The following is a 22,829-nucleotide window of genomic DNA, read 5'->3' on the forward strand; positions in this document are numbered from 1 at the left end:
GCGGCAGGTTCCTGGCGCGTCGAGGGCTGGCCCGCGCAGGCAGTTGCCCGCGGCCGCGTCCCTGCCGGCGTTGGCCTCGCTAGGGTGCCGCTATGGATACACGGGTGACGGGCCTCCTCGTGCACGACGGGCGCGTGCTGGTGCTCGACCAGGACACCGACGGGCCCCGCAGGTGGAGCCTGCCCGGCGGCCGGGTCGAGGAAGGCGAAACGCTGGACGATGCCCTCATGCGCGAGATGCGGGAGGAGACCGGCATCGACGTCGAGGTCGAACGCCTCCTCTATGTCTGCGACCACATCGTCCCGGACAAGGGCGTGCACGTCGTGCACATGACCTTCGAGGTACACCGGGTGGGCGGCACCCTCGGCGACATCGCCGCGAGCATCGACACTCGCCCCATCCGCGGCGCCGAGTTCGTGAAGACGGCAGAGCTGCGCCAGCTCGGCTTCAGTGAGCGCTTCGTAGAGCTGGTTGAGGACGGATTCCCCGGTGCCGGCTCCTATATGGGGCCGAAATCGGCCATCGGCCTATAACGCAGCGACCAGGAGCACGACGGCTGTACGGGCGCGTTTACTCCTGTGGGACCGTCACCTCGACGGTGCTGCAAAACCGCACGCTATCTACCGCCCAGACCGCGGGAACGCATCGCTCTTCGCCCACCCACATGCCAGTGCCGAACGAAGCAGGACGGGGTCAGCGCCAGGGGTGATTCAAAGTCGTTGATCGCCTCAGTTCTCGCTGGTCAGGCGATTCCGATGAGATCGAGCGGGCGGGTGAAGCACGCGTAGGAGACCCACCGGATCGCATCCGGGATGGTCGGGCGTGCCAGCGCGGAGAGCAGCAGCGCGGCCAGGCTGCGCAGCGCGGCGAGGTTGGCCGGCCCGTGGCCGCTGCGGACCTTGCAGGCGTCCTCGGCGAAGGTGGTGTCGCGGACATGGTGCAGCGCCTCGATCGCCCAATGGCCGCGCACCAGAGTGCCCAGCCGGGCGGCCCCGGCCCGCTCGGCCTCAAGGCTGGTGACCGCATAGGCGCAGGTCCACGACACCTTTCCGGTGCGCAGGTCGGTGACGTGGCGGCGGATGCGCACCGCTTGAACCGCGTGGGGGAATCCGAGGCCCTCGATGCTCAGCGCCTTGACGGTGCGGGTCTCGGCCCGGCCGTGTGCGCGGTGCCGGTCGGTGTCGCCCGTGGGGGCCTGTGCCCACGGCAATCGTGTGACCTGCTCGAACAGCGAGGGCTGGTTGCGCTTGACCGTGAGGATGTAGTCGGCCCCGCGCTGCTCGGTGAGGTAGCGGGCGGTGGAGGTCTGGGTGTGCAGCGCGTCGGCGGTGACCACGGCCCCGCCGATGTCGAGTGGGCCCAGCAGGTCCTGGACGGCGGCGATCTCGCTGGTCTTGTCCGCCACGGGGACCTGGGCGGCGATGCGGCCGCCGGTATTCAGGGCCGCCAGGACATGGGCGGCCGCCTGACCGGCGGTGGCCGATCCGCGCAGTGTCTTGCCGTCGATGGCCAGGACGGTGGTGGACTCGGGGCGGGCCAGCGCGGCGACGCTCGCGGGGGCGCAGGCCAGAAGGACCCGGCGGATGGTGGAGGTGCTGGGCGCGGTGCGCACGTCCAGTTCAGGATCGGTGATGCGGCAGCCCAGGCGGGTGCGGGTGTGGTGAGGCGTGTTGGCGGCCCACTGGCCGATCGCGCGCAGCGAGCGGGATCCGCACAGCAGCGCGCACAGCGCGATGGCCAGAACGGTGCCGATTTCGTGGCGGATGCCGCGTTCGTCGCGCGGGTCGTCCACGGCGGTGAGGTTTTGGGCGAGGTCGCCGATGGCGGGCTGGGGCGTGGCAGACTGGTGGGGCAACGGAGTTCCGGTGGAGCCGGAGAGTGATGTCCCCGCGCTTCTACAGGAGCTCCGTTGTTGTATGTCGGCCGATCGCCGCGATCGTCATGATGCCGTGACCTGCTTCATCGCTCTCACCAGACGACTTTGAATCACCCCTGGCTTGCGCTGGCCAGGAGATCCAACCGATAACCACGTGAAGAACATGAACTCCGGCCTGCGGAACTTCGCCCCGGGCGTGCAAATGACGATCCGTAACTCCTCCACTCATCAGCTTCAGGGCCTAGATGAGCAAGCCGCCCTGGAGCGGCTGTCAGCGCTGAGCCTGCTGGCTCAGTGGGTAGACGAATGTGATTTGTTTCAGGCTCCAGATCAGTCCAAGGGTCCAGAAAAGACCTGACCGGACCTGACCCTGCCGACCGCGCCCTCGCAGGTCACCGCTGCCCTGGCGAGTACGGGCTCCGATGCGGCCGCAAGTTCGTCGGTGTCCCGGCGTAGCGTCGAGCGCACACCCGAAGGCGGAGTCAGAGCGGGGCGATACCGATGAGCGTGACCGTACACGGGACCCCTGGATGGAGTCTGGAGCACTCCGGAGGCCAGAGCTACGGACCTAACGCGCGCCGGGGCGCCTTCCACGAGAAACGCGTCGCCCAGGCCCTGGAGCAATGGCTGCGTGGGCGCTCCGACCACTTCCACCTATTCCATGACCTAACCGGGTTCGACAAGGCGGGCGGAATCGGCACGAACTCGCCCGACCTGGGCACCACCAACATCGACCATGTCGTGCTGACCGGCGACAACTGGCTAGTCGTGGACTCCAAGGGGTGCGGCGCGGGAACCCTCGGACTTGACAACCACGGCAAGGGCGTGCTGATCACGGAGGGCGGCACCACTGTCGCGCAGAAGTGGCTCGACCACAGGCGCTCCTACGCGAGCGCGGGCATCCTCTTCCGTCTTACTGACGGGGTCAAGGGTCAGGCCACCTGGATCGTACCGGACGCAACGATGCTGCATCCCAGCATCCAGAAGGCGACCTTGACTAAGACGGGCGGTGTAGTGCTGCCGATGCGCGCACTGACCGACGGGTTCTTCGATCAGCACTTCCCTGCCCCGCAGGCAGGCGCCGACGCCGAACACGTCTCCTGGCTCACGGAGCACCTGAGCACTCAGTCATAACCCAAATGCCAGCGGATCTTGGGTGAATGTCGCGATCATCTGGGATTCCCGGAACGCAAAAAACATGGAGCACGGTGGCCAGGCTGGCGACCACGAGCAGGACTGCCCGCTCGAAGCAATGATCAGCGACGCGCTGCAGGAGCTCGATCGAACCAGTCGCCTCGTCTACCGATAGAGATCTGCGCCTTTCGGTACGATGCAATGCACGACGTGCCCCCTCCTGGCGGCGCGATCCTGGTGAACAGGAGTGAGCGTGAGAACTGGATCGAGCAACGCCAACACTTGCTACAGGACACCGTGGAGCAAGGGGTCGGAGACGGCCGCAGTGAGGCGCCATGTTCTGTGCCGCCGTCTACCCCAAGACGTGGGACGTCTAGAGGACGCGGCCGATGTCTAGGGGAACAGACGCCGGGCTGCTCGACAGCCCCAAACCACAGTCGGTCTACAAGCACGGACTCCTCGAGCAGTACATCATAAGATTCGCAACGATGACGGCTAGCCGGCTGACTCCGAAGCGATCGGTTCTCTTTGATGGATTCGCTGGCCGAGGGCGCTTCGACTCGGGTGAACCGGGGTCGGCCGAGCACATGATGCTCGCCGCGCAGAAGGCCAAGGCGAGAACACAAATCGACCTCCTTCTGATGGAACAAGCCCAAGGGGACTACGAGACTCTCGACAAGGTTGCCGACGAATATCGCGCCCGCGGCATCCACATCGACAGTCACCACGGAGACTGCGGGGGCCACCTCGACGAGGCGCTGCGGCTGGCTGCCGGGGCCAGCCTGTTCATGTTCCTCGATCCCTGTGGAGCCGTGCTCCCTATGGACTCGCTCAAACATGTCCTCCGCAAGCGTGGCACGTGGCCGGCGACTGAGATGCTATTGAACTTCAGCGCCGACCTGATCCGCCGGGCCGGAGGACAGCTGAAGAAGGGCCAACTGAACCTCGGCGGTGTCGACAAAGCAGATGCCGTGTGCGGCGGCAAGTGGTGGCGCGATGTGGCGCTGCGGGCCCATGAGACCTCTGGCGGACAAGTCTGGGAGCCGGCCGCAGAGACGGTCGCGCTCGAGTATGCGCGGCGTCTGGTGGCGGACACCGAGTACGGATTCGTCGTCGCGCCGGTGCGACGGCAGGTCCACCACCAGCCGATCTACTACCTGATCTTCCTTACCAAGAGCCCGCATGGATTCTGGATGTTCGGCGACGCCGCGGCCAAGGCGCGCGAGAAGTGGCTCCGTTTCCTCGGACCGGATCCTGACGAAGCAGCGACCATGCTCTGGGACACTGTGGCCGAGCAGGTCGAGCGCGAGCACACTAAGGCGATCGCGCACATCACCGACAACCTACGCTGCCTAACGGCGGATGGGCAGCAAAGAGAGGTCGTCAGACACGTTAAGGAGATCTACGGCGATCTCTATGGTGAGGCCAAAGAGACCGCGTTCACAGCGGCTCTTCGCGCACTAACGAAAGAGCCAGCTGAGATCGAGTATGTGACTCGAGGCAGCAAGCCCCACCAGCGCGTCATCCGCAACGTCACAGTCACGGACTAAGCCGACGCGACAACAAGCTCCGGCATGTCGTCCCAGGTACGTCCGTCCAGTTCCCGACCATTCGCCTTCGGCGTCCGACCACCCCACTGCTTGAAGAAGAACGCCACGTCGGCGTCGACGCACTGATCACGAATGTCCTCCACCCAGGCCGGATCCATGGCCCGTGCCCGTGGCCCCGACTCGCCACCCGCGATCACCCAGTCGATACCCTCCAGATTCAACACAGGCAGGGCCGTGATCAGTGGCTCGCACGACAAGAACCGCGTTGTGGCCGGGACATCGCGAAGACGGTCGACCCGGTCCACGACATCGAACGACTCCACCGACACACCCATCCAAAGATTTTCGGGCCACTCGAGTTTTTCGGCGAGCCTCGCCATACGACGAGCCCGCTTCGTCAGCACTTGGTAGGTGTGCTGCGGAGTCTCGCGAATCACGTCGAAAATGTCGCGGATGAAGTCGAGCGGAACCTTGGCGTGGAACAGATCGCTCATCGAGTTCACGAACACGACCTTGGGCGTACGCCACCGCAGCGGCTGATCGAGCGCGCGAGGATGCGTCGTAACCCCGAATCCGGGCCCCGACGTACGGGGGTCACCATCGTTCTGGTACTTTTCCGCACCCATAGCCTGAAGGCGCTTCGCGAGTGCGAGCGCATAACAATTGTCGCAGCCAGCCGCGACCCTGTCACATCCGGTGACGGGGTTCCACGTTACCTCGGTCCATTCGATCCCGCTGTTCGTGGCCACAACGTCACTCCTCTCGTCTCGGTGAGCGTATCGGCAACCAGACGAGGCCGTGAAGCGAACCGCCCCCGTCCCATCGATCACATGTGATCGTGCTCCCTGGCGGTCGTAATGAGCGTGCCAGCTGGCACCGACACTCTAGGTGCCGCGGGGTGGGAGGTTGTTGACATCGAGGCAGGGTGACATGAGGAGAGCAGGCCCCGACGGCGATGGTGAGAAGCGCCAACCACTCATCAAGCCGCTGGACAGGACCTGCTCTCGTGTGATCGAAAGACCTTCACGGCAGTTGAGCCGCCGGGGTGGGTGTTGGGAGAAGCGGCCGTCCCCCAACAGCTCCCAACCGCCGCGAGGATCTCTCAACGGAACCCACTCGCGCATGAGCAGCTCGTAGGCACCCCTCAGGGCGAAGCTCGGCCAGGCGTGGATCACACGCGACCACAGCGTCGGGTCGGCCACCGCGATGTTAGCCGCGAGCCTGGCGACGCTCCCGAGGATCAGCAGCGTCCACGGCAGCAGACCGACGGCCTGCCGGGCATCGGCCAGCAGCGCCATCGAGGACGCGACGATCATGCCATCTACGGATAGCGGGAATAGGGCCGCGCGCCAGGCGGGTTTCCCGTGGCGCTGGACCAGCTCGTACATGTGGCTGTAGCTGATCACCGCGGCGATCACGGACAGCATGAACACGGCGAGAATGGTTGTCCAGCGGGAAGAATCCGTACCATGTCACCACACGAGGACCTCCTGAGTACCGGCGCAGACTTCACGTTCACACCGGGCTCAGGAGGTCCTCCTTGTGGTCAACCGCCGTCGGGGCGTGTCGGCTGTTACCGACGTGCCCGGACATCACATCCAGCGCCCTTTCCCGGTCAGCAGCGAAACCCGCGGTCGGGGTCGCGCTGGTCCTTCCCAGCGAAAGTGTTGAACCAGCCTTGCGGACGCATGTCCCCCATCGCCTGGAGACGGTTCAGCTCAGAGTCGGGATCCTCAACACCATCGAACCTGGGATCGAACAGCAGCATCACGTCGTGGTCCTCAAACAGAATCTCCAGGCAAAAATCCCAGTCGTAGTCGTCCCGGTGTTTCGGCAGCGCTTCGTGGGCCTCGTCATCCCGGTCCTGGACCATCTCCCAGTGGGCCTGCGCCTCGTTCTTCAAGGCGAGCATCAGTACGACTTCCTCGGCGAGGCATCGCGGATGGGGCTGGTGACCCGCCTCCAGATCCCCGGCCAGGTCATCGCACGTCCTGGCCATGAGGCGACGCCACCCGACTGGCATCTTCCACGTGAATCGGGGAAGGGCGCCGAAGAACATCCACGCGTCGTCCATTCCGGTGACGGGCCGATCTCCGTTCTCCATGTCGTCGTAAGCTTCGTCCGCCATCATGCTGAGTGCGGAGTGAAGAATGTCGGCCGTGCGCGGAGTCAGCGTCCAAGACTCGCAGTCGGGGCACTCCTCTTTGTCGCAGTCGCAGTCAGTCAGGGGGAAGAGCTTCGCGAAGTCGGGGACGGTGCCCCATACGGCTTCCTTCGTATGGACAGGGTCAGGCCCCCTACGGAGCCGGAATCCGCTGTGGAAGGACTCCTTGATGGGCTGGGCCGACCAGTCGATGACTTCGTCCCCGTCATCCACCCGGAGCCACTTGGCGGATGACTGCTCGGCGATCGTGCCGGCACCAGGAACAGAGTCAAGGGGATCAGCCAGGTGCATCACTGCGCCGACGAGATCCTCCTGGTCGTAGTCGGATCGTTCGGTTTCCGGAGCCGGCTCGAAACCCTGGGCATGAGCGGCTCGGAGAAGCTGTTCCCTGTCATGCACGTAGAACTCGCGCAGCTGGACGATGCGGACCACCGGTGCGGTCAGGTCGCTGAGCCGATCCTCGGGCGTGGTGTGCTCGTCGTTCCCCGCCTCTTCTTCTGAGGGGCTCGCCGCGAGAACCTCTTTCCAGGAGACGGCCGTGGTCTCCGGAGTGGGCCATACACCTGCCTGTAGGTGCTCCACGACCTTCCGGAACGAGGCTGCTGGTGCGTCGGGAAGTTCGGCGGCGATCGCGGTGGCTCGTGCTGCTGTCCATTGGCCCAGCCCCTCTGCGGCGATCGTAGTGAGCACCCTCGCGATACGTTGCGCGAGCGGAGCGTTTCCACAGGTGAGAACCGCCTGGAGCTGGTCCGGGCCTCCGTCGTGGGACAAGCGAACGAGTACGCGGTGCTTGGAGCGTGCATGCTCGCAGAGGAAGTCTTGAGGGGAACATGAAGAAGAGCTGTGTTCGGCCATAACCGATCCCTGGGCGTGAGGAGAGGGCGCTGGGGCGCCCAGCAGTACAGACTCCGCTGGTGGGCGCGGTACGGGCCGAACCCCCGGACGAAGGAAAGATAAAGGAGCCGCTGGTGTTGTCGGTGCAGCCGACGACCCGGATCGGTCATTTCAGGGTAGCCGGGCATTCCTGCACGCGCTACCCCGCACATCGCTGCGCGCCGGGAGACACGCGCTGGGAGACAACTGGGAGATCGCAATCTCTCCCACTCGTTCTCAATAGCCGCGAACGACTCCCAAGAGACCCACCTGATCTGCCCCGTCTCCGAACGGGACTGGTCACAGAGACGGCTAAACTAGCTTGACACGGTAAAGAGCATCGGGACGACCTCACACCACTGCCTGGTCGAATCGTCCTTGCTGGCCCCATTGCTTGATCAATCGGCCCCAGCGATCCTTGTGGTCGAAGTGGGCGGCTATCTCACGGCCGGTGGGGAGGGAACCGTCTTCCCGACGGTTGTCCAGGGCCCAGTGCCAGGCCTCGATCTGAATCCGCGATACCGACTCCGACGGGACGGCCGTTTCCGTGGCGACTGCTGATGCGGCCTCGTTGGTTGCCTCGACCACGTGCAGCCTCGGACGGCCGTCCCCAGTCGCCCCGGGCGTATCCACCCCCTCGGACGGAGCGGGCACCTCCGGATCGGCTCGGGCGGCCTCGGCTGTGTCCACGGTCTGCTCATCGTGTGCGTGCGCCGTGCGTGCGCCGCGAGCGTCGATGCGGAACTCGCGCATGAGCAACTCGTAGGCACCCATCAGAGCGAAGCTCGGCCACGCGTGGATCACCCGCGACCACAGCGTCGGATCGGCCACCGCGATGTTAGCCGCGAGGCTGGCGACGCTCCCGAGGATGAGCAGCGTCCAGGGAAGCAGGCCGCCGCGCCGGCCGTGGCGGGCGTCGGCCAGCAAAGCCATCGACGACGCCACAATCATGCCGTCGACAGAGAGAGGAAACAGGGCCGCGCGCCAAGCGGGTTCGCCGTGGCGCTGGGCCAGCTCGTACATGTGGCTGTAGCTGACGACCGCGGCGATCACGGCCAACATCAATACGGCAAGGATGGTTGTCCAGCGGGACCAGAGGGTAGAATTCATAGCAGGTCACCGCCCCGCCAGATTCAGCTCGGTGGTCAGGCGGACCCGAGCGGCCGAGAAAGCTGAGCGGGCCGAGTGGCTATAGGAATTTGGTTCGACTCCCCCCTCGGACACAAGATGATCATGAAACCCCTGTGATGAGCAGGGGTTTTCTTATGGGCCCGAAATCGCGACTCAGAAGAACTCGCAGGTCATAGGCATAGGGGTTTGACTCCCCCTCGGACACTCTCGATTTACCCATACCGCAGGCCAGAGGCGTACGAGCGCCGAAGGCCTGACCGGACGCCCGGTCTCGCGGAGCGATCGCCGCGGTGGGCCTTGACCTTCGAGCCGACTTGAAGGCCTACATTCGGGGCCATGGCTGCACGCGACACCAACGGATCCGCACCCTCCTTCCGACCGGGCACGGCGCTGGTCACCGGCGCGTCCTCGGGTATCGGACGTGAGACGGCCCGGCTCCTGGCCGAGCGGGATTTCTGCGTCTTCGGCACCAGCCGCAGCGACCGCCCCGACTTCGCCGGCGTGCGGATGCTGCGGCTCGACGTGACAAGCGATGACTCCGTCGCCGCGTGCGTGGACAAGGTCCTCGACCAGGTCGGAACGATCGACGTGCTGGTCAACAACGCCGGAACGCTGCACCGCGGGATCGCCGAGGAGACCGCGCTCGCCGAGGCCGCCGCGGTCTTCGACACCAACCTCTTCGGCGCCGCGCGGGTCGCCAACACCATCCTGCCGCACATGCGCGAACGCGGCCGGGGCCGCATCGTCAACGTCGGATCCCTAGCCGCCTGGATCGGCGAGCCGGGCGAGGGCTACTACGCCGCCTCCAAGGCCGCCCTCGCCCGCTACACCGAGGCGCTGCGCCACGAGGTCCGCCATCTCGGCGTCGACGTCAGCCTGGTGGAGCCGGGCGCGTTCACCACGGGCGTGGTCGACGCCGCCACCCGCTCCTCAGAGGAGATCGCCGACTACGACGATGTCCGCGCCAACGCCTTCGACACCCTCGAACGAGGGCTGCGCAAGGGCGGGAATCCCCGCAAGGCGGCCGGAGTCGTCGTCAAGGCGGCCACCGCCCGCAGGCCGAAGCCGCGCTACGCGGCCGGCAGCGAGGCGCTGTGGCTGCCGCCGCTGCGGCTGCTGCTGCCCCAATGGGTCCTGGAACGGCTGGTCAGGAAGGGCTTCGGTCTTCCGCCTGCGAAAGCGCGCAGCTGAAGCGCTCCCCGCTGTGCACCGCCCGTACTTCCCGCGCGAGTGCACCGCGCCCACTCGAACAACACTCCACAGTGGATTCACCGTTTTATAGATTCACAGATTCCTGTACCGTCGGAGCGTGTTGACCCTTGTTGACCCTCGCCCTCGCCAGTCCTGCCCCGGACATGAACCGGCACGCCTGCGGGTCCAGTCGCGCATGCTGCGGTGACCGCTGACATGGCGGAGGTGAGGCACCGACACGACGTCGTAGTGGTGGGTGCCGGATTGAGCGGCCTTGTCGCCGCCACCCGCCTACGGCAGGCGGGAGTCGACGTCGCGGTCGTGGAGGCGGACAGCGAGGTCGGCGGGCGCACACGCTCACGCACGCTGGCCGGCCGCACGGTCGACGTGGGCGGCGAACTCGTGGGCCGCGACTACACCCGGCTGCGCGGACTCGTCGCCGCTCTCGGGCTGCGTCTGGAACCGGCCGCGCCACCGATGCCGCACCTGCGGTTGGACCGGCGGGCGCGGCCGCCGCTGCGGCCGTCGGCGGCGTCGGGCCTCATGGCCGCCGCCGCGCGGCTGCACCACCTGTGCTCGCTGCTGCCCCCGCAAGCGCCCTGGCAGGCGCCGCTCGCCGACCGCCTCGACGCCCTCTCCCTGCAGGACTGGTTGGCGCGGGCACCGGTGGACCAACGCACCGCGCGCCTGCTGGGCGCGGCGGCCTGGGCCTTCACCACCGCGCCGCCGCACGGATTGTCCCTGCTGGCGTTCCTGCAGTGGTTGAAACCGGCCGGCGGCCTCTCGGCGCTGTGGCGCGAGACCCCCTGGCGCATCCGCGGCGGTGCGCAGCAGGTGGCCCGGCGCCTGGCCGCCCGGCTCGGCGACCGGGTCCTCTGCGGCGCCCCGGTCCAGGCGGTGGAACAGAACGGCGCCGAAGTGGCGGTGTACACCTCCGACGGAGCGGTGCGCCGGGCGCGGCGGGCGGTCGTGTGCACGCCACTGGCCACAACCGGCTCCATCACGTTCACCCCGCAGCTGCCGGCCGCCCAGCGCCTGCTCGACCAGGTGCACAGCCCCGCCGTCACCAAACTCCTCGCCGCGTCGGCCGACGTGCCGCGCCGCGGCGTGCTCGCGGCCGGAGACGCGGTCATGCCGCTGGCCATGGCCGATACCCACCACGCCGTGGGCTTCGCCTACGGCACCGACACGGCTCTGCCGACCCCGCGCCTGCGCGACCACCTGATGGCCGTGCTCGGCCTGGACGGCGGTGCTTTGGCACCCGAGGCCATCGCCCTGGCCTGGCACGAGGAACCGCACATCGGCGGCGGCTACCCCGCCTTCGCCCCCGGCCAGCTCACCCGGCACGGCCCCGCCCTGCGCGCCGGCCACGACCGGGTGCACTTCGCCGGTGCCGACCGCAGCACGTGGCCGGGAACCATGGAAGGCGCCGTGCGCGACGGCGAACGCGTCGCCGCCGAGATCCGCACCCGCCTGGGCGCATAGACGCCCTGCCCTAGAGCAGGGAGGGAAGCGGTTACCCGCGACGTTGGATCACCCGATGCACTGGGGACGCCCCACCTGGAAGCCATCGCTTCGAGCCCGCCATCGGCACCTTCCTACCGCCATCGTCCGCAGACCCATCCCCAGATCGCACCCCAGCGCTGTGCCGGGCCAACAGGATCGGCGACACCTGTGGCACCGGCCGCGCTCCTGCTCTTCCTCGGAAAGGAAGCGGTGCGCCTGGACAGGAGCGGCTGCAGCTCCCGGAGCGGGGCACGGACGGCTGTCCACGTCCGGCCCGGGGCGGGCCGCAGGCCACCGCTGAGCCGCACCCCCGCCCGCGTTGTGATGCGGCTCGCCGCTGACACGCGAGCCCGCCGTGGCCGCGGCAGGCCGGGTGGTCGCAGGATAGGGCCGGGGCCTTGGGGAGTGCTCTGCAGGCGTGTGTAGGGTTCGTGGCGTGGTGGGGGCGACAGCGGCAGCGCAGCACCGGTCCGCGAGGCGGATCGCGGTGCTGGCACTGCTGGTCTTCGCCCACCTGTTCTGCGCGTCCTTCCACACCGCCTCCGCTGCGACCACGCAACCCGACGCCGCGCCACCTGCTGCCGAGACAGTGAGCGGCGAAGCGGCCCTTTCCGCCCTGGAACCGGCGCCACGCGACGCCGAAGGCCCCTTGTGCGACGAGGCCGGTGGCGTCGGCGTCGATCAGCGGAGCGGAGCGGCGCAGTTCCCAGCGTGGCTGGCCATCGGCTTGGCTACCGTCGTCGTGCTGTGGCTCGCGCCCCCGCCTCCGGCCACGTGGCGGCCCTGCTTCTTCGCCCCTGTGGCTGCGCTCAGCGGCACGCGACTACTCGCGTCGCTGTGCATCCTGCGGGTCTAATGCTTCCCGCGGCTGCGCCGCGCCGGGCCTGAGACCGCGCCGGCGCCGCGGCCCCTCCGTGCCCACCGCAGCACCTTGCCGGTGACGCTGCGGCGTGTCGGGCTTCCCACGGCCGATTCGGCTCCCGAGGCGCCGCAGTGGCAACTGCAGTGTGCCGACCGCACTTTCCTCGTCGGACGCCCTGCAGCGTTCGACCTCTGCCTCCGGGATCAGCGCCATGACCAACAGTTCGACGACCGTCCGTATCCGCTCGCCGCTTCTGCGCGGCGCCGCCGCCCTCGCCGTTCTGGCAACACTCGCCGGCTGTGCCGGAACCACCGCCACCGAATCGAAGAACTCCGACGACCGCTATGTCGAAGGCGACGGATCCGCCACCGCCTTCGCGGCCGAAGAACGCGAGGCCGCTCCCGAGGTCGGCGGGACGACGCTCGACGGCCAACAAGCGCGCCTGACCGACTACGAGGGAGACGTCCTCGTCCTCAACTTCTGGGCGAGCTGGTGCCCGCCCTGCCGGGCGGAGATGCCGGTCCTCGAAGAGGTCTACAGCGAGCGGCGCGACGCCGGAGTGGCATTCCTCGGCATCAACATCAAGGACGACAAGACCGCGGCCCAGGCCTTCGAACGCAAGCAGGACGTGTCCTACCCCAGCATCCACGACCAGCCGGGCCGGATCGCTATGGCCTTCCGCGACACCGTGCCGCCCCAGGCCATCCCGACCACGCTGGTGATCGACCGCCGGGGCCGCATCGCCGCCCGGGTCATCGGCGCCACCGACTACAACCAGCTGAGTGGACTCGTCGAAACCGTCCTGGGCGAAGGCGGCGGAGAGGACGGTGGCACATGATCTCCGAAACGGTCGTGGAAGGCTCCCTGCTCCTGGCCGTCCCGCTCGCGGCGGCGGCCGGGCTGGTGTCATTCCTGTCCCCCTGCGTCCTGCCGCTGGTACCGGGCTACCTCTCCTACGTCACGGGGATGAGCGGAACCGAGATCGCCGCCCGCCGCCGCGCGGACGCCGCCGGCACCAGCGGCGGCGCCGCCCAGACCGCCACCGTTCCGATCGATGAGGTGCTGGAGGGACGGCGCTGGACCATGCTCGCCGGCAGCCTGCTGTTCATCGCCGGGTTCAGCGCGGTGTTCGTGTCCGTGGGCGTGTTCGTCGGCGGCATCGGCGGCCTGCTCCTCGACTACGCCGATGCCATCACCCGCGTGCTGGGCGTACTCACCGTCCTGCTGGGGTTGGCGTTCATGGGCGCGATCCCCGGCCTCAACCGGGAGGTCCGGCTGCACCGCCTCCCCCGGGCCGGGCTGGCCGGCGCCCCGCTCCTGGGCGTGCTTTTCGGCCTCGGCTGGACACCGTGCATCGGCCCCACCCTGGCGGCCGTGCAGTCGCTGGCCTTCACCGAGGGCAGCGCCGGCCGCGGCGCGCTGCTGTCGCTCTTCTACTGCCTGGGGCTGGGGCTGCCGTTCGTCGCCGCGGCGCTGGCCTACCGGCGCGCCCTGGGCGCCTTCGCCTGGGTCAGGCGCCACAACCGCGCCGTCATGGCCACCGGCGGCGCGATGCTCGTCCTGGTCGGCCTGCTCCTGGTCACCGGTGTCTGGAACGACATCACGACCGCCCTGCAGGGCTGGACCGCCACCTTCACGACGGTGATCTAAGCGATGACTCCTCCCCGCACCTCCGCAACGCCGCGCTTGGCGCCCGCCGTAAACCTGGCCGCCCCGGCCCGGCTCTCCCCGCTGGGCTGGGCCCGCTGGGCCTGGCGGACCCTCACCTCGATGCGCACCGCGCTGATCCTGCTGTTCCTGCTGGCCATGGGCGCGATCCCCGGGTCGATGCTGCCCCAGCGCGTCGTCAGCACCGAGCAGGTCCAGAACTACTACGGGGACCACCCCGACCTCGCGCCCTGGCTGGACCGCTTCTACCTCTTCGACGTCTACTCCTCGCCCTGGTACGCCGCGATCTATCTGCTGCTGTTCGTGTCGCTGACCGGATGTGTGCTGCCCAGGGCCGCGGCGCATTACCGCGCCATGCGAGCGCGCCCGCCGCGCACCCCGCGCAACCTGGGCCGGATGCCCTACAGCGCCACGTTCTCCACCCGCGCCTCCCCGGAACAGGTGCTGGCCCAGGCGCGCACGGTGCTCACCGGCTATCGGATCGACGGCGACGGCGAATCCGTCGCCGCGGAGAAGGGCTACCTGCGCGAGAGCGGAAACGTCGTGTTCCACCTGGCGCTGCTCGCCCTGCTGGTGTCGCTTGCGGCGGGCTCCTTCGTCGGCTACCGGGGCAACATGCTGGTCGTCGAGGGCGACGGCTTCGCCAACACCCTGCCCTCCTACGACGCCTTCTACCCGGGCAGCGCCGTCGACGCCGGCGACCTGGAGCCGTTCTCCTTCACCTTGGAGGAGTTCCAAGCCGACTTCATCGAGGACGGCAACCTCACGGGGCAGGCCGCGTCCTTCGCGGCCGAGCTGACCTACCGGGCCTCCCCCGAGTCCCCCGAGCGCGACCACCGCCTGGAGGTCAACCGCCCGCTCTCAGCCGGTGGTGCGCAGATCTACCTGCTCGGCCACGGCTACGCGCCGACCTTCCGGGTCACCGGCCCCGACGGCGACGTCGTCTTCGACCAGCCGGTGCCCTTCATCCCCCGCGAGGAGCGCAACTTCACCTCCGACGGCGTGGTGAAGGTCCCCGACACCGCCCCCGAGCAGCTGGGCTTCACCGGCGTCTTCCTGCCCTCAGCCACCGAGAACGCCCAGGGCGAGCTGGTCTCGGAGTTTCCCGAACCGCGCAAGCCCGTCGTCACGCTCACCGGATTCACGGGCGACCTCGGCCTGAACAGCGGCGCCTCGCAGTCGGTGTACCAGCTCGACACCGAGGACATGAAGGAGATCGGCGATTCGCCCCGGCTGTCCCCCGGCGACAGCTGGGAACTGCCCGGCGGCTCGACGGTCACCTTCACCGGCGTCAGCGATTACATCTCCATGCAGGTCAACAGCGACCCGACCCGCGTTCCGGTGCTCCTGTCCGCCTCGACCATCGTGCTGGGACTGCTGGCCACACTCTTCGTGCGCCCGCGCCGCCTCTGGATCCGCGCCAGAACCGGCGAGGACGGGCGCACCGTGGTCCAGGTGGGCGGGCTGGACAAAACCGGCAACGTCGGCTCGACCACAGAGTTCCACCGGCTCAGTCTCCGGCTGCGCGACCGGGTGCGCACCCGGTGAACCGGCGCGGGCGCTGCTCCGGGCAACTGCTCCGGGCATCGGGCGCGTCATCCCCGCCCCGCCGCGGTCAAATAGATCAGGGCGGCGTTGAGGGCGACCACGGCCACCGCGATGGCGACCGCCGCCGCCACGGTCCACCGGCCGTTGGCGTGGCGGCCCATCACGTCGCCCCGCGAGGTGAGCACCACAAGGGGGATCAGCGCGAACGGGATACCGAAGGACAGCACCACCTGCGACAGCACCAGCGCCCGTGTCGGGGCCGCGCCCAGGGCCAGCACGCCCAGGGCCGGCAGCAGGGTGATCAGGCGGCGCGCCAGCAGAGGGACGCGGCGGCGCAGCAGCCCTTCCATGACCACCGCCCCCGCATAGCAGCCGACCGCGGTCGAGGAGAGACCGGAGGCCAGCAGCCCCACCGCGAACAGCAGCCCGACGGCCGGGCCGAGGTTCATGCTCACGGCGGCGTGCGCGCCCTCCAACGACCCTCCGGTCTCCACACCCTGCAGCGCGCTCGCCGCCAGCAGCAGCATCCCCAGGTTGACGGCCCCGGCCAGCAGCATGGCCAGCCCCACGTCGAGCTTGTTGACCCTCAGCAGTCGCTCGCGCAGCCGGCCGCTCTGGCGGCCGTGCCGGTCGCGGGCGAGCGCGGAGTGGACGTAGACGGCGTGGGGCATCACCGTCGCGCCGAGCATCCCGGCCGCCAGCAGCACGCTCTCGGTTCCCAAGAACCGGGGCACCAGGCCGGTCAGCGTTCCAGCGGGCGAGGGCGGTGCGAGGAACAGGCCCGCCATGAATCCCAGTGCGATCACGGCGAGCAGCCCGGTGATGACGCGTTCGAAGGGCCGCTGGCCGAACCGGTTCTGCATCGCCAGCAGCCCGAGCGAGACGGCTCCGGTGATCACCCCGCCCATGATCAGCGGCACGTCGAACAGGATGCGCAGGGCGATCGCACCGCCCAGCACCTCGGCGAGGTCGGTCGCCATGGCCACCGCCTCGGCTTGGCCCCAGTAACCGAGTCGTGCCGCGCGCGGCATGCGTTCGCGCAGCGCCTCAGGCAGGGACTGGCCGGTGACCAGCCCGAGTTTGGCGGAGAGGTACTGCACGAGGAACGCCATGAGGTTGGCCGCCACGATGACCCAGACCAGCAGGTAGCCGTAGGTGGCGCCCGCGGCGACGTTGGTGGCGACGTTGCCGGGATCGACGTAGGCGATCGCGGCGACGAAGGCGGGGCCGAGCAGCGCGATGCCCGAACGCAGCCGCCCCGCCCGGGAGCGGGCGGTGCCCGCGGCGGTGTCGAGCAGACCCACGTTCTACCTCCGTACCGCCGGCGAATGTTTGGCTAGGCGAACTTTTTATCATGGCCGAACGAACTCTCGGTTCACGGGGGCGCTTCAGGGTGAGCTTCGCGCCCACCCGGTTCCCTCGCCCGGTCCGCTGCACGACTCGGGGGCGACCGCTTCGGCAGGCAGCCCACGGGGGTCGCCGGAACGCCCGGGAGGTGCGTCGGTCAGGACCGCCTCGGCCGTGTTCTTGGTCGCCCCTCATCGTCATTCATCGCCGAAACAGGATATGATCGCGCTATGGCGATGAATAGCGACTGTCCGGCGGCGACGGGCACGGACCTGGGGGCGGCCGAAGCCCTCTTCCACAGCCTCTCCGACGCCACCCGGCTGGCGATCGTGCGCCGACTGGCCCAGGGCGAGGCGCGGGTGGCCGATCTGGTGGAGCAGTTGGGACTGGCCCAGTCCACGGTGTCCAACCACGTGGCCTGCCTGCGCGACTGCGGCCTGGTCAAGGGCCGACCACAAGGACGGCAAGTGTTCTACGCCCTGTCCCGTCCCGAACTGCTGGACCTGCTGGCCTCGGCCGAGGTCTTGCTGGCCGCGACCGGCAGCGCGGTCGCCCTGTGCCCCAACTACGGCACCGACAGCCCGGCCACGACGACCAAGGGGGGTGCGTGATGAGTGACGCGTGCTGCGGTGACGGCGAAGCCCGCACGGCGGACGAGGCCGAAGAGCACGAACCGGAGACGCTGTGGCAGGTGAGCGAGATCCGCTTCGCCGCCATCGCCGGCGTGCTGCTGGCCGCCGGCTACGGCAGCGGCTGGGCCGGCGCTCCCGAAGCCGCGGCGCTGGTGCTCACGGCCGCGGCACTGGCGGTAGGGGCCTGGACGTTCGTTCCCGGCACGCTCCGCAGCCTGGTCAAGGGCAGGATCGGCGTCGGCACGCTGATGACCGTCGCCGCGATCGGCGCGGTGCTGCTGGGCGAGGTCGGCGAAGGCGCGATGCTGGCCTTCCTGTACTCCATCAGCGAAGGACTGGAAGAGTACTCGGTTGCGCGCACCCGCCGGGGCCTGCGCGCGCTGCTGGACCTGGTACCCGCCCAGGCGAGGGTGGTGCGCGAGGGCAGCGAGCACAGCGTCGCCCCCGAGGAGCTGCGCGTCGGGGATGCCATGGTCGTCAGGCCGGGCGAGCGCATCGCCACCGACGGCGAGATCACCTCCGGCCGAACCGCGTTGGACACCTCGGCCATCACCGGCGAGTCGATGCCTGTCGAAGCCGGGCCGGGCGATGAGGTCTTCGCCGGATCCATCAACAGCACCGGCGTACTGGAAGTCGCCGTCACCACCATTGCAGCCGACAACTCCCTGGCCCGCATCGTCACGATCGTCGAGGCCGAGCAGACCCGCAAGGGGGCCGGCCAGCGCCTGGCCGACAGGATCGCCAAACCGCTGGTACCCGCAGTGATGATCGCGGCCGTGCTCATCGCCGCCCTCGGCTCCCTGCTGGGCGATACGCTGACCTGGATCGAGCGCGCCCTGGTCGTGCTGGTCGCCGCCTCACCGTGCGCGCTGGCGATCTCGGTGCCGGTCACCGTCGTGGCCGCGGTCGGCGCCGCATCGAAGTTCGGCGTGCTCATCAAGGGCGGCGCCGCCGTGGAGGCCCTCGGCCGGGTGCGGACCGTGGCGTTGGACAAGACCGGCACCCTCACCCGCAACCGGCCCGCCGTCATCGAGGTGGCCACCGCCGGCGACGCGACACGCGAGCAGGTGCTGGCGGTGGCGGCGGCCTTGGAGGAACGCAGCGAGCACCCGCTCGCCCGCGCCGTCCTCGCCGTCCTCGCCGAAGCCGACGTGACCGAGCACGCCACCGACGTCGACGCCGTCACGGGCGCCGGGCTCACCGGAGACCTGAACGGACGCCCGGTACGCCTGGGCCGGCCCGGCTGGATCGACGCCGGCCCGCTCGCCGAGACGGTCCAGCGGATGCAGGCCGGGGGAGCCACCGCGGTCCTCGTCGAAGACGACGGTGCCCTGATCGGCGCGATCGCGGTGCGCGACGAACTGCGTCCCGAGGCCCGCGAGGTCGTTGCCGGGCTGCGGCGCGACGGCTACGAGGTGGCGATGCTCACCGGCGACAACCATGCCACCGCCGCCGCGCTGGCCAGGGAGGCCGGAATCGCGGTGGTGCACGCCCAGCTGCGCCCGGAGGACAAGGCCCGCATCGTGGGCGAACTGCGGCAGAAGGCGCCCACGGCCATGGTCGGCGACGGTGTCAACGACGCGCCCGCCCTGGCCAGTGCCGATCTGGGGATCGCCATGGGCGCCATGGGCACCGACGTGGCGATCGAAACCGCGGATGTGGCGCTGATGGGCGAGGACCTGCGGCACCTGCCCCAGGCCCTGGCCCACGCCCGCCGCTCCCGGGCGATCATGTGGCAGAGCGTCGGCCTGTCCCTGGCCATCATCGTCGTTCTGATGCCGGCGGCGCTGTTCGGCGTGCTGGGTCTGGCCGCCGTCGTGCTGGTGCACGAGGTCGCCGAGGTCGTCGTCATCGCCAACGGCGTGCGCGCCGGCCGCGCCCGCCGCCTGGCCCTCACCGCCGGCAGCCCCACCGCCCCGCCGCGCGAGCGTGCGGGGGCGCAGGCGTGATCCCGACGACACCAGAGGCGGCCAGCACGCTCCCCCGCGGGCACGTGTCGGCCTCCGCCCTCGCGCTCGCAGCCGTCCCGATCCTCAACCCCCGGCCGAGCAGCGGTTGACCGATGCGGTGCCGACCGCGGAGCAGGCGCCGCAGCGCGCGACCCGGTCGCGCCACGCAGACGCCGGGCCGCGAACCGCAGCGCGGCAAGGTCGTTTCCGCACAACACGGCCGAGAGCCAATTCCGGGGGGAGGGCAGCGGTTACGCGGTCCCCTCGGTAATGTTCGCCCCGTGGCCGAGGCGAGCAGTGCACGACGACAGCGGGTCCCCCTTCGGGTGCTCCTGCTGTCGCTCGTCGTGCTGGGCCACTTCCTCTGCTCGGTCTGCCACGGCGCCGTCGCCGCGGCCGATACCCCGGCCGACGAAGGCCAGAGGGCCGTAGCCGTCCAGTCGGTCCAACCGGCGCAGCCGGCGATGGGCGCCGCGGTTCTGCACGGGCTGGATGAGGACGGCCGCTCCGACTGCGCCGCCGCAGGCGATGCCGGCTTCGACCAGCGCACCGCAGCCGCCACAGGCCTCCTCCTGCTGGGCCTCGGCGCAGCCGTCCTGGTCGCCGCGCTCCGTCCACCGCAGCGGCCGCAACTCGGAATCGTCCGATGGCTGCCCATCACCGAGCGCAGCCGAGCGCCCCTGTTCCTCACACTGTGCATCCAACGGGTCTAGGCCGACGTTCCTAACGCGGATCCGGGCGCTGAAGCGCCGACCCGCACAACGTCCCCGTCCCCGGCCATCGCCCGTGGGCGCGCCGACCGCTCGCCGACCGCCGCGCCGCGGCGACGCCGCAGTCCCCGCTCGGCCGAACCACTCATTTTCGGATGTGCAATGACCCGCAATCTCGCGATCACCGTTGTCCTGATCCTCGGTGCCGTGGTCTCCCTCGGCATCTACGCCTACACCTCCAGCAGCGGCACGCCCGCTCCCAAGCCCCGTCCCGGCGCCGCGGCCTCCGCGGCGCCCTCCTCGCCGGCCGGTCCCGCACCGGAGGATCTGCTGGTACGCGACAACAGCCGCTACCTCTCCCGCACCGACGGCGCGGAGGTGACGGTCGTGGAATTCCTCGATTTCGAGTGCGAGGCCTGCCGCGCCCAGTTCCCCGTCATGGAAAAGCTGCGCGCCGAGTACGACGGGCGGATCGACTTCGTCATCCGCTACTTCCCGCTACCCGGCCACACCAACTCCACGACCGCGGCCACCGCCGTGGAGGCCGCGGCCCAGCAGGGCGCCCTGGAGGAGATGTACGTCAAGATGTACGAGACCCAGGCCGAGTGGGGCGAGTCGCAGGAGTCCAAGGCCGAGGTGTTCGTCGGCTTTGCCGAGGAGCTCGGACTCGACGTGGAACGGTTCCGCACCGACATGGACGATCCCGCCACACTGGAGCGGGTGCGCGCCGACTTCGCCGACGGTGTCGAATTGGGGATCCGGGGCACGCCGACCATCTTCGTCAACGGCCGCCAGACCCAGCAGATGCCGAGCTATGAGGCGCTGTCGTCGATGATCGACGGGGAGCTGCAGGGATGACCGCCGCCCCCGTGGCCCGGGAGGCGCCCGCCGCTGCCCCCGGCAGCGGCGTCGGCATCATCAGCCGCGCTCTGCCCTGGCTGCTGGCCGTCGGCGGCGCCGTGGGGCTCGCCGCATCCGCCGCTCTGCTCATCGAGAAGATCCGGGTGCTGCAGGACCCCGACCACGTGCCCTCCTGCAGCCTCAACCCCGTGCTGTCCTGCGGCGCCGTGATGGACACCGCGCAGGCGGCGGCCTTCGGTGTGCCCAACCCGGTGATCGGCGTCGCCGGATTCGCCGTGGTGGCCACCGCCGGCGCGGCGCTGCTGGCGGGGGCGCGCTTCGACCGGTGGTTCTGGCTCGGACTGCAGGCGGGGACCGTTTTCGGGGTCGTCTTCGTGCACTGGCTGATCTTCCAGAGCCTGTATCGGATCAGCGCGCTGTGCCCGTACTGCATGATCGTGTGGGCGGTGACGATCCCCGTCTTCTGGTACGTCACCCTGCACAACCTGCGCGCCGGCCATCTCCGGCCGCCGGCCGCTGTGCACCGGCCCCTCGACGTCCTCGCCCGCAACCACACCGCGGCCCTCACCCTGTGGGGCCTGGCGATCGCCGCGGCCATCGCCCAGGCGTTCGACACCTACTGGTCGGCGTTGCTGTAGGCGCTGCGCCCGCCGACCGTCCTCGCTGTCCAACCGCCTCCGGCGATCACTCTGCGGCCGATCGCCGGGGCCGGGAGGACCTCATACACGATCCACGGTCCGATCGGCGGCGCGGCTGAACGCGTGCGCCCTCGGTCCCGTCCGCACCCTCTGCGGTTCTGGAGAAGTTGTGAACAACCGGATGAACATCGACGACCACGGGATGTCGGGCCCCATGTGGATGCCGAGCGAACCGCCCACCCTGGCGAATGTGCTGGCCTGGCATCCCCAGCCCTATGCGCTGTTTCCCCTCCTGTGCGCCCTGCTCGCCGTCCTCTACGCCCTCGGCCTGATCCGCCTGCGCCAACGCGGCATCCGCTGGCCGATCGGCCGCACCGCGAGCTGGATCGTTGGCGTGGGCCTGATCCTGTGGGTGACGGCCACCGGCATCGAGGGCTACGGCATGGCGGTCTTCAGCGTCCACATGTTCCAGCACATGATCCTGACCATGCTCGCGCCGGTGTTCCTGCTCATGGGCGCGCCGGTGACCATGCTGCTGCGGACGCTTCCCGCCGGGAAGGGGCGGCGCGCGGCACCGCGGCGCGCCCTGGTGTGGCTGCTGCACAGCCCGATCGCCAAGGTCGGCTCGCATCCGGCGTTCACTCTGGCGCTGTTCGTCTTCAGCCTCTACGGCATCTACTTCACCCCCATCTTCGACTCGCTGATGAGCAGCGTGTGGGGGCATTACTTCATGCTGCTGCACTTCATCGCCACCGGGATCATCTTCTTCGGACCGGTGCTGATGATCGATCCCTGGCCCGGGACGAAGAGCTACATCTTCCGCATCATGCTGATGCTGTCGAGCCTGCCCTTCCACGCGTTCTTCGCGATCGCGGTGATGATGTCTCCGGCCCCGATCGTGCACTTCTTCGCCACACCGCCGCCGTCGTGGAACATCGACGTCATGGACGACCAGCTGTGGGCGGGCGGTCTGACGTGGGTCTTCGGTGACGCCCCCACGCTCGTGGTGATGCTCGCGCTGGCGATTCTGTGGATGCGATCCGACGACCGGCTCGCCCGCCGCAGCGACCGGCAGGCCGAGCGCGACGGCGACGCCGAGCTCAACGCCTACAACGCTTATCTGCAGCGGCTGGCCGAGCACGAGGCCGCCTGGTCGCGCGCCCACGGCCGCTCCGCCGGCAACGGCTGA

Annotated in this window: 22 protein-coding genes and 1 pseudogene; 17 read left to right on the forward strand and 6 right to left on the reverse strand. The window is 69.2% G+C overall.

All coding sequences use genetic code 11. The features are described 5' to 3' along the window. Nucleotides 1–92 precede the first annotated feature (92 nt). Complete coding sequence (locus EKD16_RS21545) at nucleotides 93–533, forward strand: NUDIX domain-containing protein (protein WP_242677105.1); 441 nt, start codon at nucleotides 93–95, stop codon at nucleotides 531–533. A 209-nt stretch (nucleotides 534–742) separates the two neighbouring features. Here the strand turns inward: EKD16_RS21545 and EKD16_RS21550 are convergent, their stop codons facing one another. Further along, on the reverse strand, nucleotides 743–1,855 hold the full coding sequence (locus EKD16_RS21550; RefSeq protein ID WP_242677106.1) for an ISAs1 family transposase: 1,113 nt from the start codon (nucleotides 1,853–1,855) through the stop codon (nucleotides 743–745). Between the two features lie 142 nt (nucleotides 1,856–1,997). Here EKD16_RS21550 and EKD16_RS21555 point away from each other — a divergent pair, with 142 nt between their 5' ends. The 4 genes from EKD16_RS21555 (at nucleotide 1,998) to tcmP (ending at nucleotide 4,560) form a co-directional block, all read left to right on the forward strand. Continuing rightward, complete coding sequence (locus EKD16_RS21555) at nucleotides 1,998–2,234, forward strand: TIGR02391 family protein (RefSeq protein ID WP_341351855.1); 237 nt, start codon at nucleotides 1,998–2,000, stop codon at nucleotides 2,232–2,234. Between the two features lie 143 nt (nucleotides 2,235–2,377). Continuing rightward, the gene (locus tag EKD16_RS21560) at nucleotides 2,378–3,010 is read left to right on the forward strand and encodes a nuclease-related domain-containing protein (protein ID WP_131100848.1); all 633 of its coding nucleotides are present in this window, start codon (nucleotides 2,378–2,380) and stop codon (nucleotides 3,008–3,010) included. A 22-nt stretch (nucleotides 3,011–3,032) separates the two neighbouring features. Beyond that, the gene (locus EKD16_RS25525) at nucleotides 3,033–3,185 is read left to right on the forward strand and encodes a hypothetical protein (RefSeq protein ID WP_165498631.1); all 153 of its coding nucleotides are present in this window, start codon (nucleotides 3,033–3,035) and stop codon (nucleotides 3,183–3,185) included. A 214-nt stretch (nucleotides 3,186–3,399) separates the two neighbouring features. After that, the gene (gene tcmP, locus EKD16_RS21565; RefSeq protein WP_131100850.1) at nucleotides 3,400–4,560 is read left to right on the forward strand and encodes a three-Cys-motif partner protein TcmP; all 1,161 of its coding nucleotides are present in this window, start codon (nucleotides 3,400–3,402) and stop codon (nucleotides 4,558–4,560) included. Here the strand turns inward: tcmP and EKD16_RS21570 are convergent. The 4 genes from EKD16_RS21570 to EKD16_RS21585 all read right to left on the reverse strand — a co-directional run bounded on the left by EKD16_RS21570 (nucleotide 4,557) and on the right by EKD16_RS21585 (nucleotide 8,707). Further along, nucleotides 4,557–5,309: a DUF5131 family protein gene (locus EKD16_RS21570; RefSeq protein WP_131100852.1), complete on the reverse strand. Its 753-nt coding sequence runs from the start codon at nucleotides 5,307–5,309 to the stop codon at nucleotides 4,557–4,559. The genes tcmP and EKD16_RS21570 overlap by 4 nt on opposite strands. Before the next feature lie 135 nt (nucleotides 5,310–5,444). Then, the gene (locus EKD16_RS21575; RefSeq protein ID WP_341351899.1) at nucleotides 5,445–6,002 is read right to left on the reverse strand and encodes a DUF2637 domain-containing protein; all 558 of its coding nucleotides are present in this window, start codon (nucleotides 6,000–6,002) and stop codon (nucleotides 5,445–5,447) included. Nucleotides 6,003–6,175: 173 nt separating this feature from the next. Next, nucleotides 6,176–7,414 (reverse strand): hypothetical protein, encoded by a 1,239-nt coding sequence (locus EKD16_RS21580; protein WP_131100854.1) that lies wholly within the window; start codon nucleotides 7,412–7,414, stop codon nucleotides 6,176–6,178. A gap of 534 nt (nucleotides 7,415–7,948) precedes the next feature. Further along, nucleotides 7,949–8,707, reverse strand: a complete 759-nt coding sequence (locus EKD16_RS21585; protein WP_131100856.1) for a DUF2637 domain-containing protein — start codon at nucleotides 8,705–8,707, stop codon at nucleotides 7,949–7,951. Nucleotides 8,708–9,064: 357 nt separating this feature from the next. Here EKD16_RS21585 and EKD16_RS21590 point away from each other — a divergent pair. The 6 genes and pseudogenes from EKD16_RS21590 to resB all read left to right on the forward strand — a co-directional run. Further along, nucleotides 9,065–9,652, forward strand: a pseudogene (locus tag EKD16_RS21590) (SDR family NAD(P)-dependent oxidoreductase); the annotation flags it as partial. A gap of 492 nt (nucleotides 9,653–10,144) precedes the next feature. Then, nucleotides 10,145–11,404: a flavin monoamine oxidase family protein gene (locus tag EKD16_RS21595; RefSeq protein ID WP_165498632.1), complete on the forward strand. Its 1,260-nt coding sequence runs from the start codon at nucleotides 10,145–10,147 to the stop codon at nucleotides 11,402–11,404. Nucleotides 11,405–11,861: 457 nt separating this feature from the next. Next, nucleotides 11,862–12,281, forward strand: a complete 420-nt coding sequence (locus EKD16_RS21600; protein ID WP_131100861.1) for a hypothetical protein — start codon at nucleotides 11,862–11,864, stop codon at nucleotides 12,279–12,281. A gap of 217 nt (nucleotides 12,282–12,498) precedes the next feature. Then, entirely contained in the window at nucleotides 12,499–13,125 is a 627-nt protein-coding gene (locus EKD16_RS21605) for a TlpA family protein disulfide reductase (RefSeq protein WP_131100863.1), read from the forward strand. After that, nucleotides 13,122–13,937, forward strand: a complete 816-nt coding sequence (locus EKD16_RS21610) for a cytochrome c biogenesis CcdA family protein (protein WP_131100865.1) — start codon at nucleotides 13,122–13,124, stop codon at nucleotides 13,935–13,937. The genes EKD16_RS21605 and EKD16_RS21610 overlap by 4 nt, the downstream gene beginning before the upstream one ends. Before the next feature lie 3 nt (nucleotides 13,938–13,940). Continuing rightward, nucleotides 13,941–15,503 carry a cytochrome c biogenesis protein ResB gene (resB, locus tag EKD16_RS21615; RefSeq protein ID WP_131100867.1) on the forward strand — a complete coding sequence of 521 codons (1,563 nt, stop codon included), beginning with the start codon at nucleotides 13,941–13,943 and terminating at the stop codon, nucleotides 15,501–15,503. A gap of 47 nt (nucleotides 15,504–15,550) precedes the next feature. Here resB and EKD16_RS21620 read toward each other — a convergent pair whose 3' ends face one another. Continuing rightward, complete coding sequence (locus EKD16_RS21620; RefSeq protein WP_242677107.1) at nucleotides 15,551–16,807, reverse strand: Nramp family divalent metal transporter; 1,257 nt, start codon at nucleotides 16,805–16,807, stop codon at nucleotides 15,551–15,553. Between the two features lie 273 nt (nucleotides 16,808–17,080). Between EKD16_RS21620 and EKD16_RS21625 the strand changes: the two genes are divergently transcribed. The 6 genes from EKD16_RS21625 (at nucleotide 17,081) to EKD16_RS21650 (ending at nucleotide 22,829) form a co-directional block, all read left to right on the forward strand. After that, the gene (locus tag EKD16_RS21625; RefSeq protein ID WP_131100870.1) at nucleotides 17,081–17,461 is read left to right on the forward strand and encodes an ArsR/SmtB family transcription factor; all 381 of its coding nucleotides are present in this window, start codon (nucleotides 17,081–17,083) and stop codon (nucleotides 17,459–17,461) included. Next, nucleotides 17,461–19,431 carry a heavy metal translocating P-type ATPase gene (locus EKD16_RS21630; protein ID WP_131100872.1) on the forward strand — a complete coding sequence of 657 codons (1,971 nt, stop codon included), beginning with the start codon at nucleotides 17,461–17,463 and terminating at the stop codon, nucleotides 19,429–19,431. Before EKD16_RS21625 ends, EKD16_RS21630 begins: the two co-directional genes overlap by 1 nt. A 281-nt stretch (nucleotides 19,432–19,712) precedes the next feature. Beyond that, nucleotides 19,713–20,144 carry a hypothetical protein gene (locus tag EKD16_RS21635; protein WP_131100874.1) on the forward strand — a complete coding sequence of 144 codons (432 nt, stop codon included), beginning with the start codon at nucleotides 19,713–19,715 and terminating at the stop codon, nucleotides 20,142–20,144. A gap of 159 nt (nucleotides 20,145–20,303) precedes the next feature. Continuing rightward, on the forward strand, nucleotides 20,304–20,999 hold the full coding sequence (locus EKD16_RS21640; RefSeq protein WP_131100876.1) for a DsbA family protein: 696 nt from the start codon (nucleotides 20,304–20,306) through the stop codon (nucleotides 20,997–20,999). Beyond that, the gene (locus EKD16_RS21645) at nucleotides 20,996–21,640 is read left to right on the forward strand and encodes a vitamin K epoxide reductase family protein (RefSeq protein ID WP_131100878.1); all 645 of its coding nucleotides are present in this window, start codon (nucleotides 20,996–20,998) and stop codon (nucleotides 21,638–21,640) included. Before EKD16_RS21640 ends, EKD16_RS21645 begins: the two co-directional genes overlap by 4 nt. Before the next feature lie 169 nt (nucleotides 21,641–21,809). Next, nucleotides 21,810–22,829, forward strand: a complete 1,020-nt coding sequence (locus tag EKD16_RS21650) for a cytochrome c oxidase assembly protein (protein ID WP_131100880.1) — start codon at nucleotides 21,810–21,812, stop codon at nucleotides 22,827–22,829.

The sequence above is a fragment of the Streptomonospora litoralis genome, from assembly GCF_004323735.1.
GTDB lineage: Bacteria > Actinomycetota > Actinomycetes > Streptosporangiales > Streptosporangiaceae > Streptomonospora > Streptomonospora litoralis.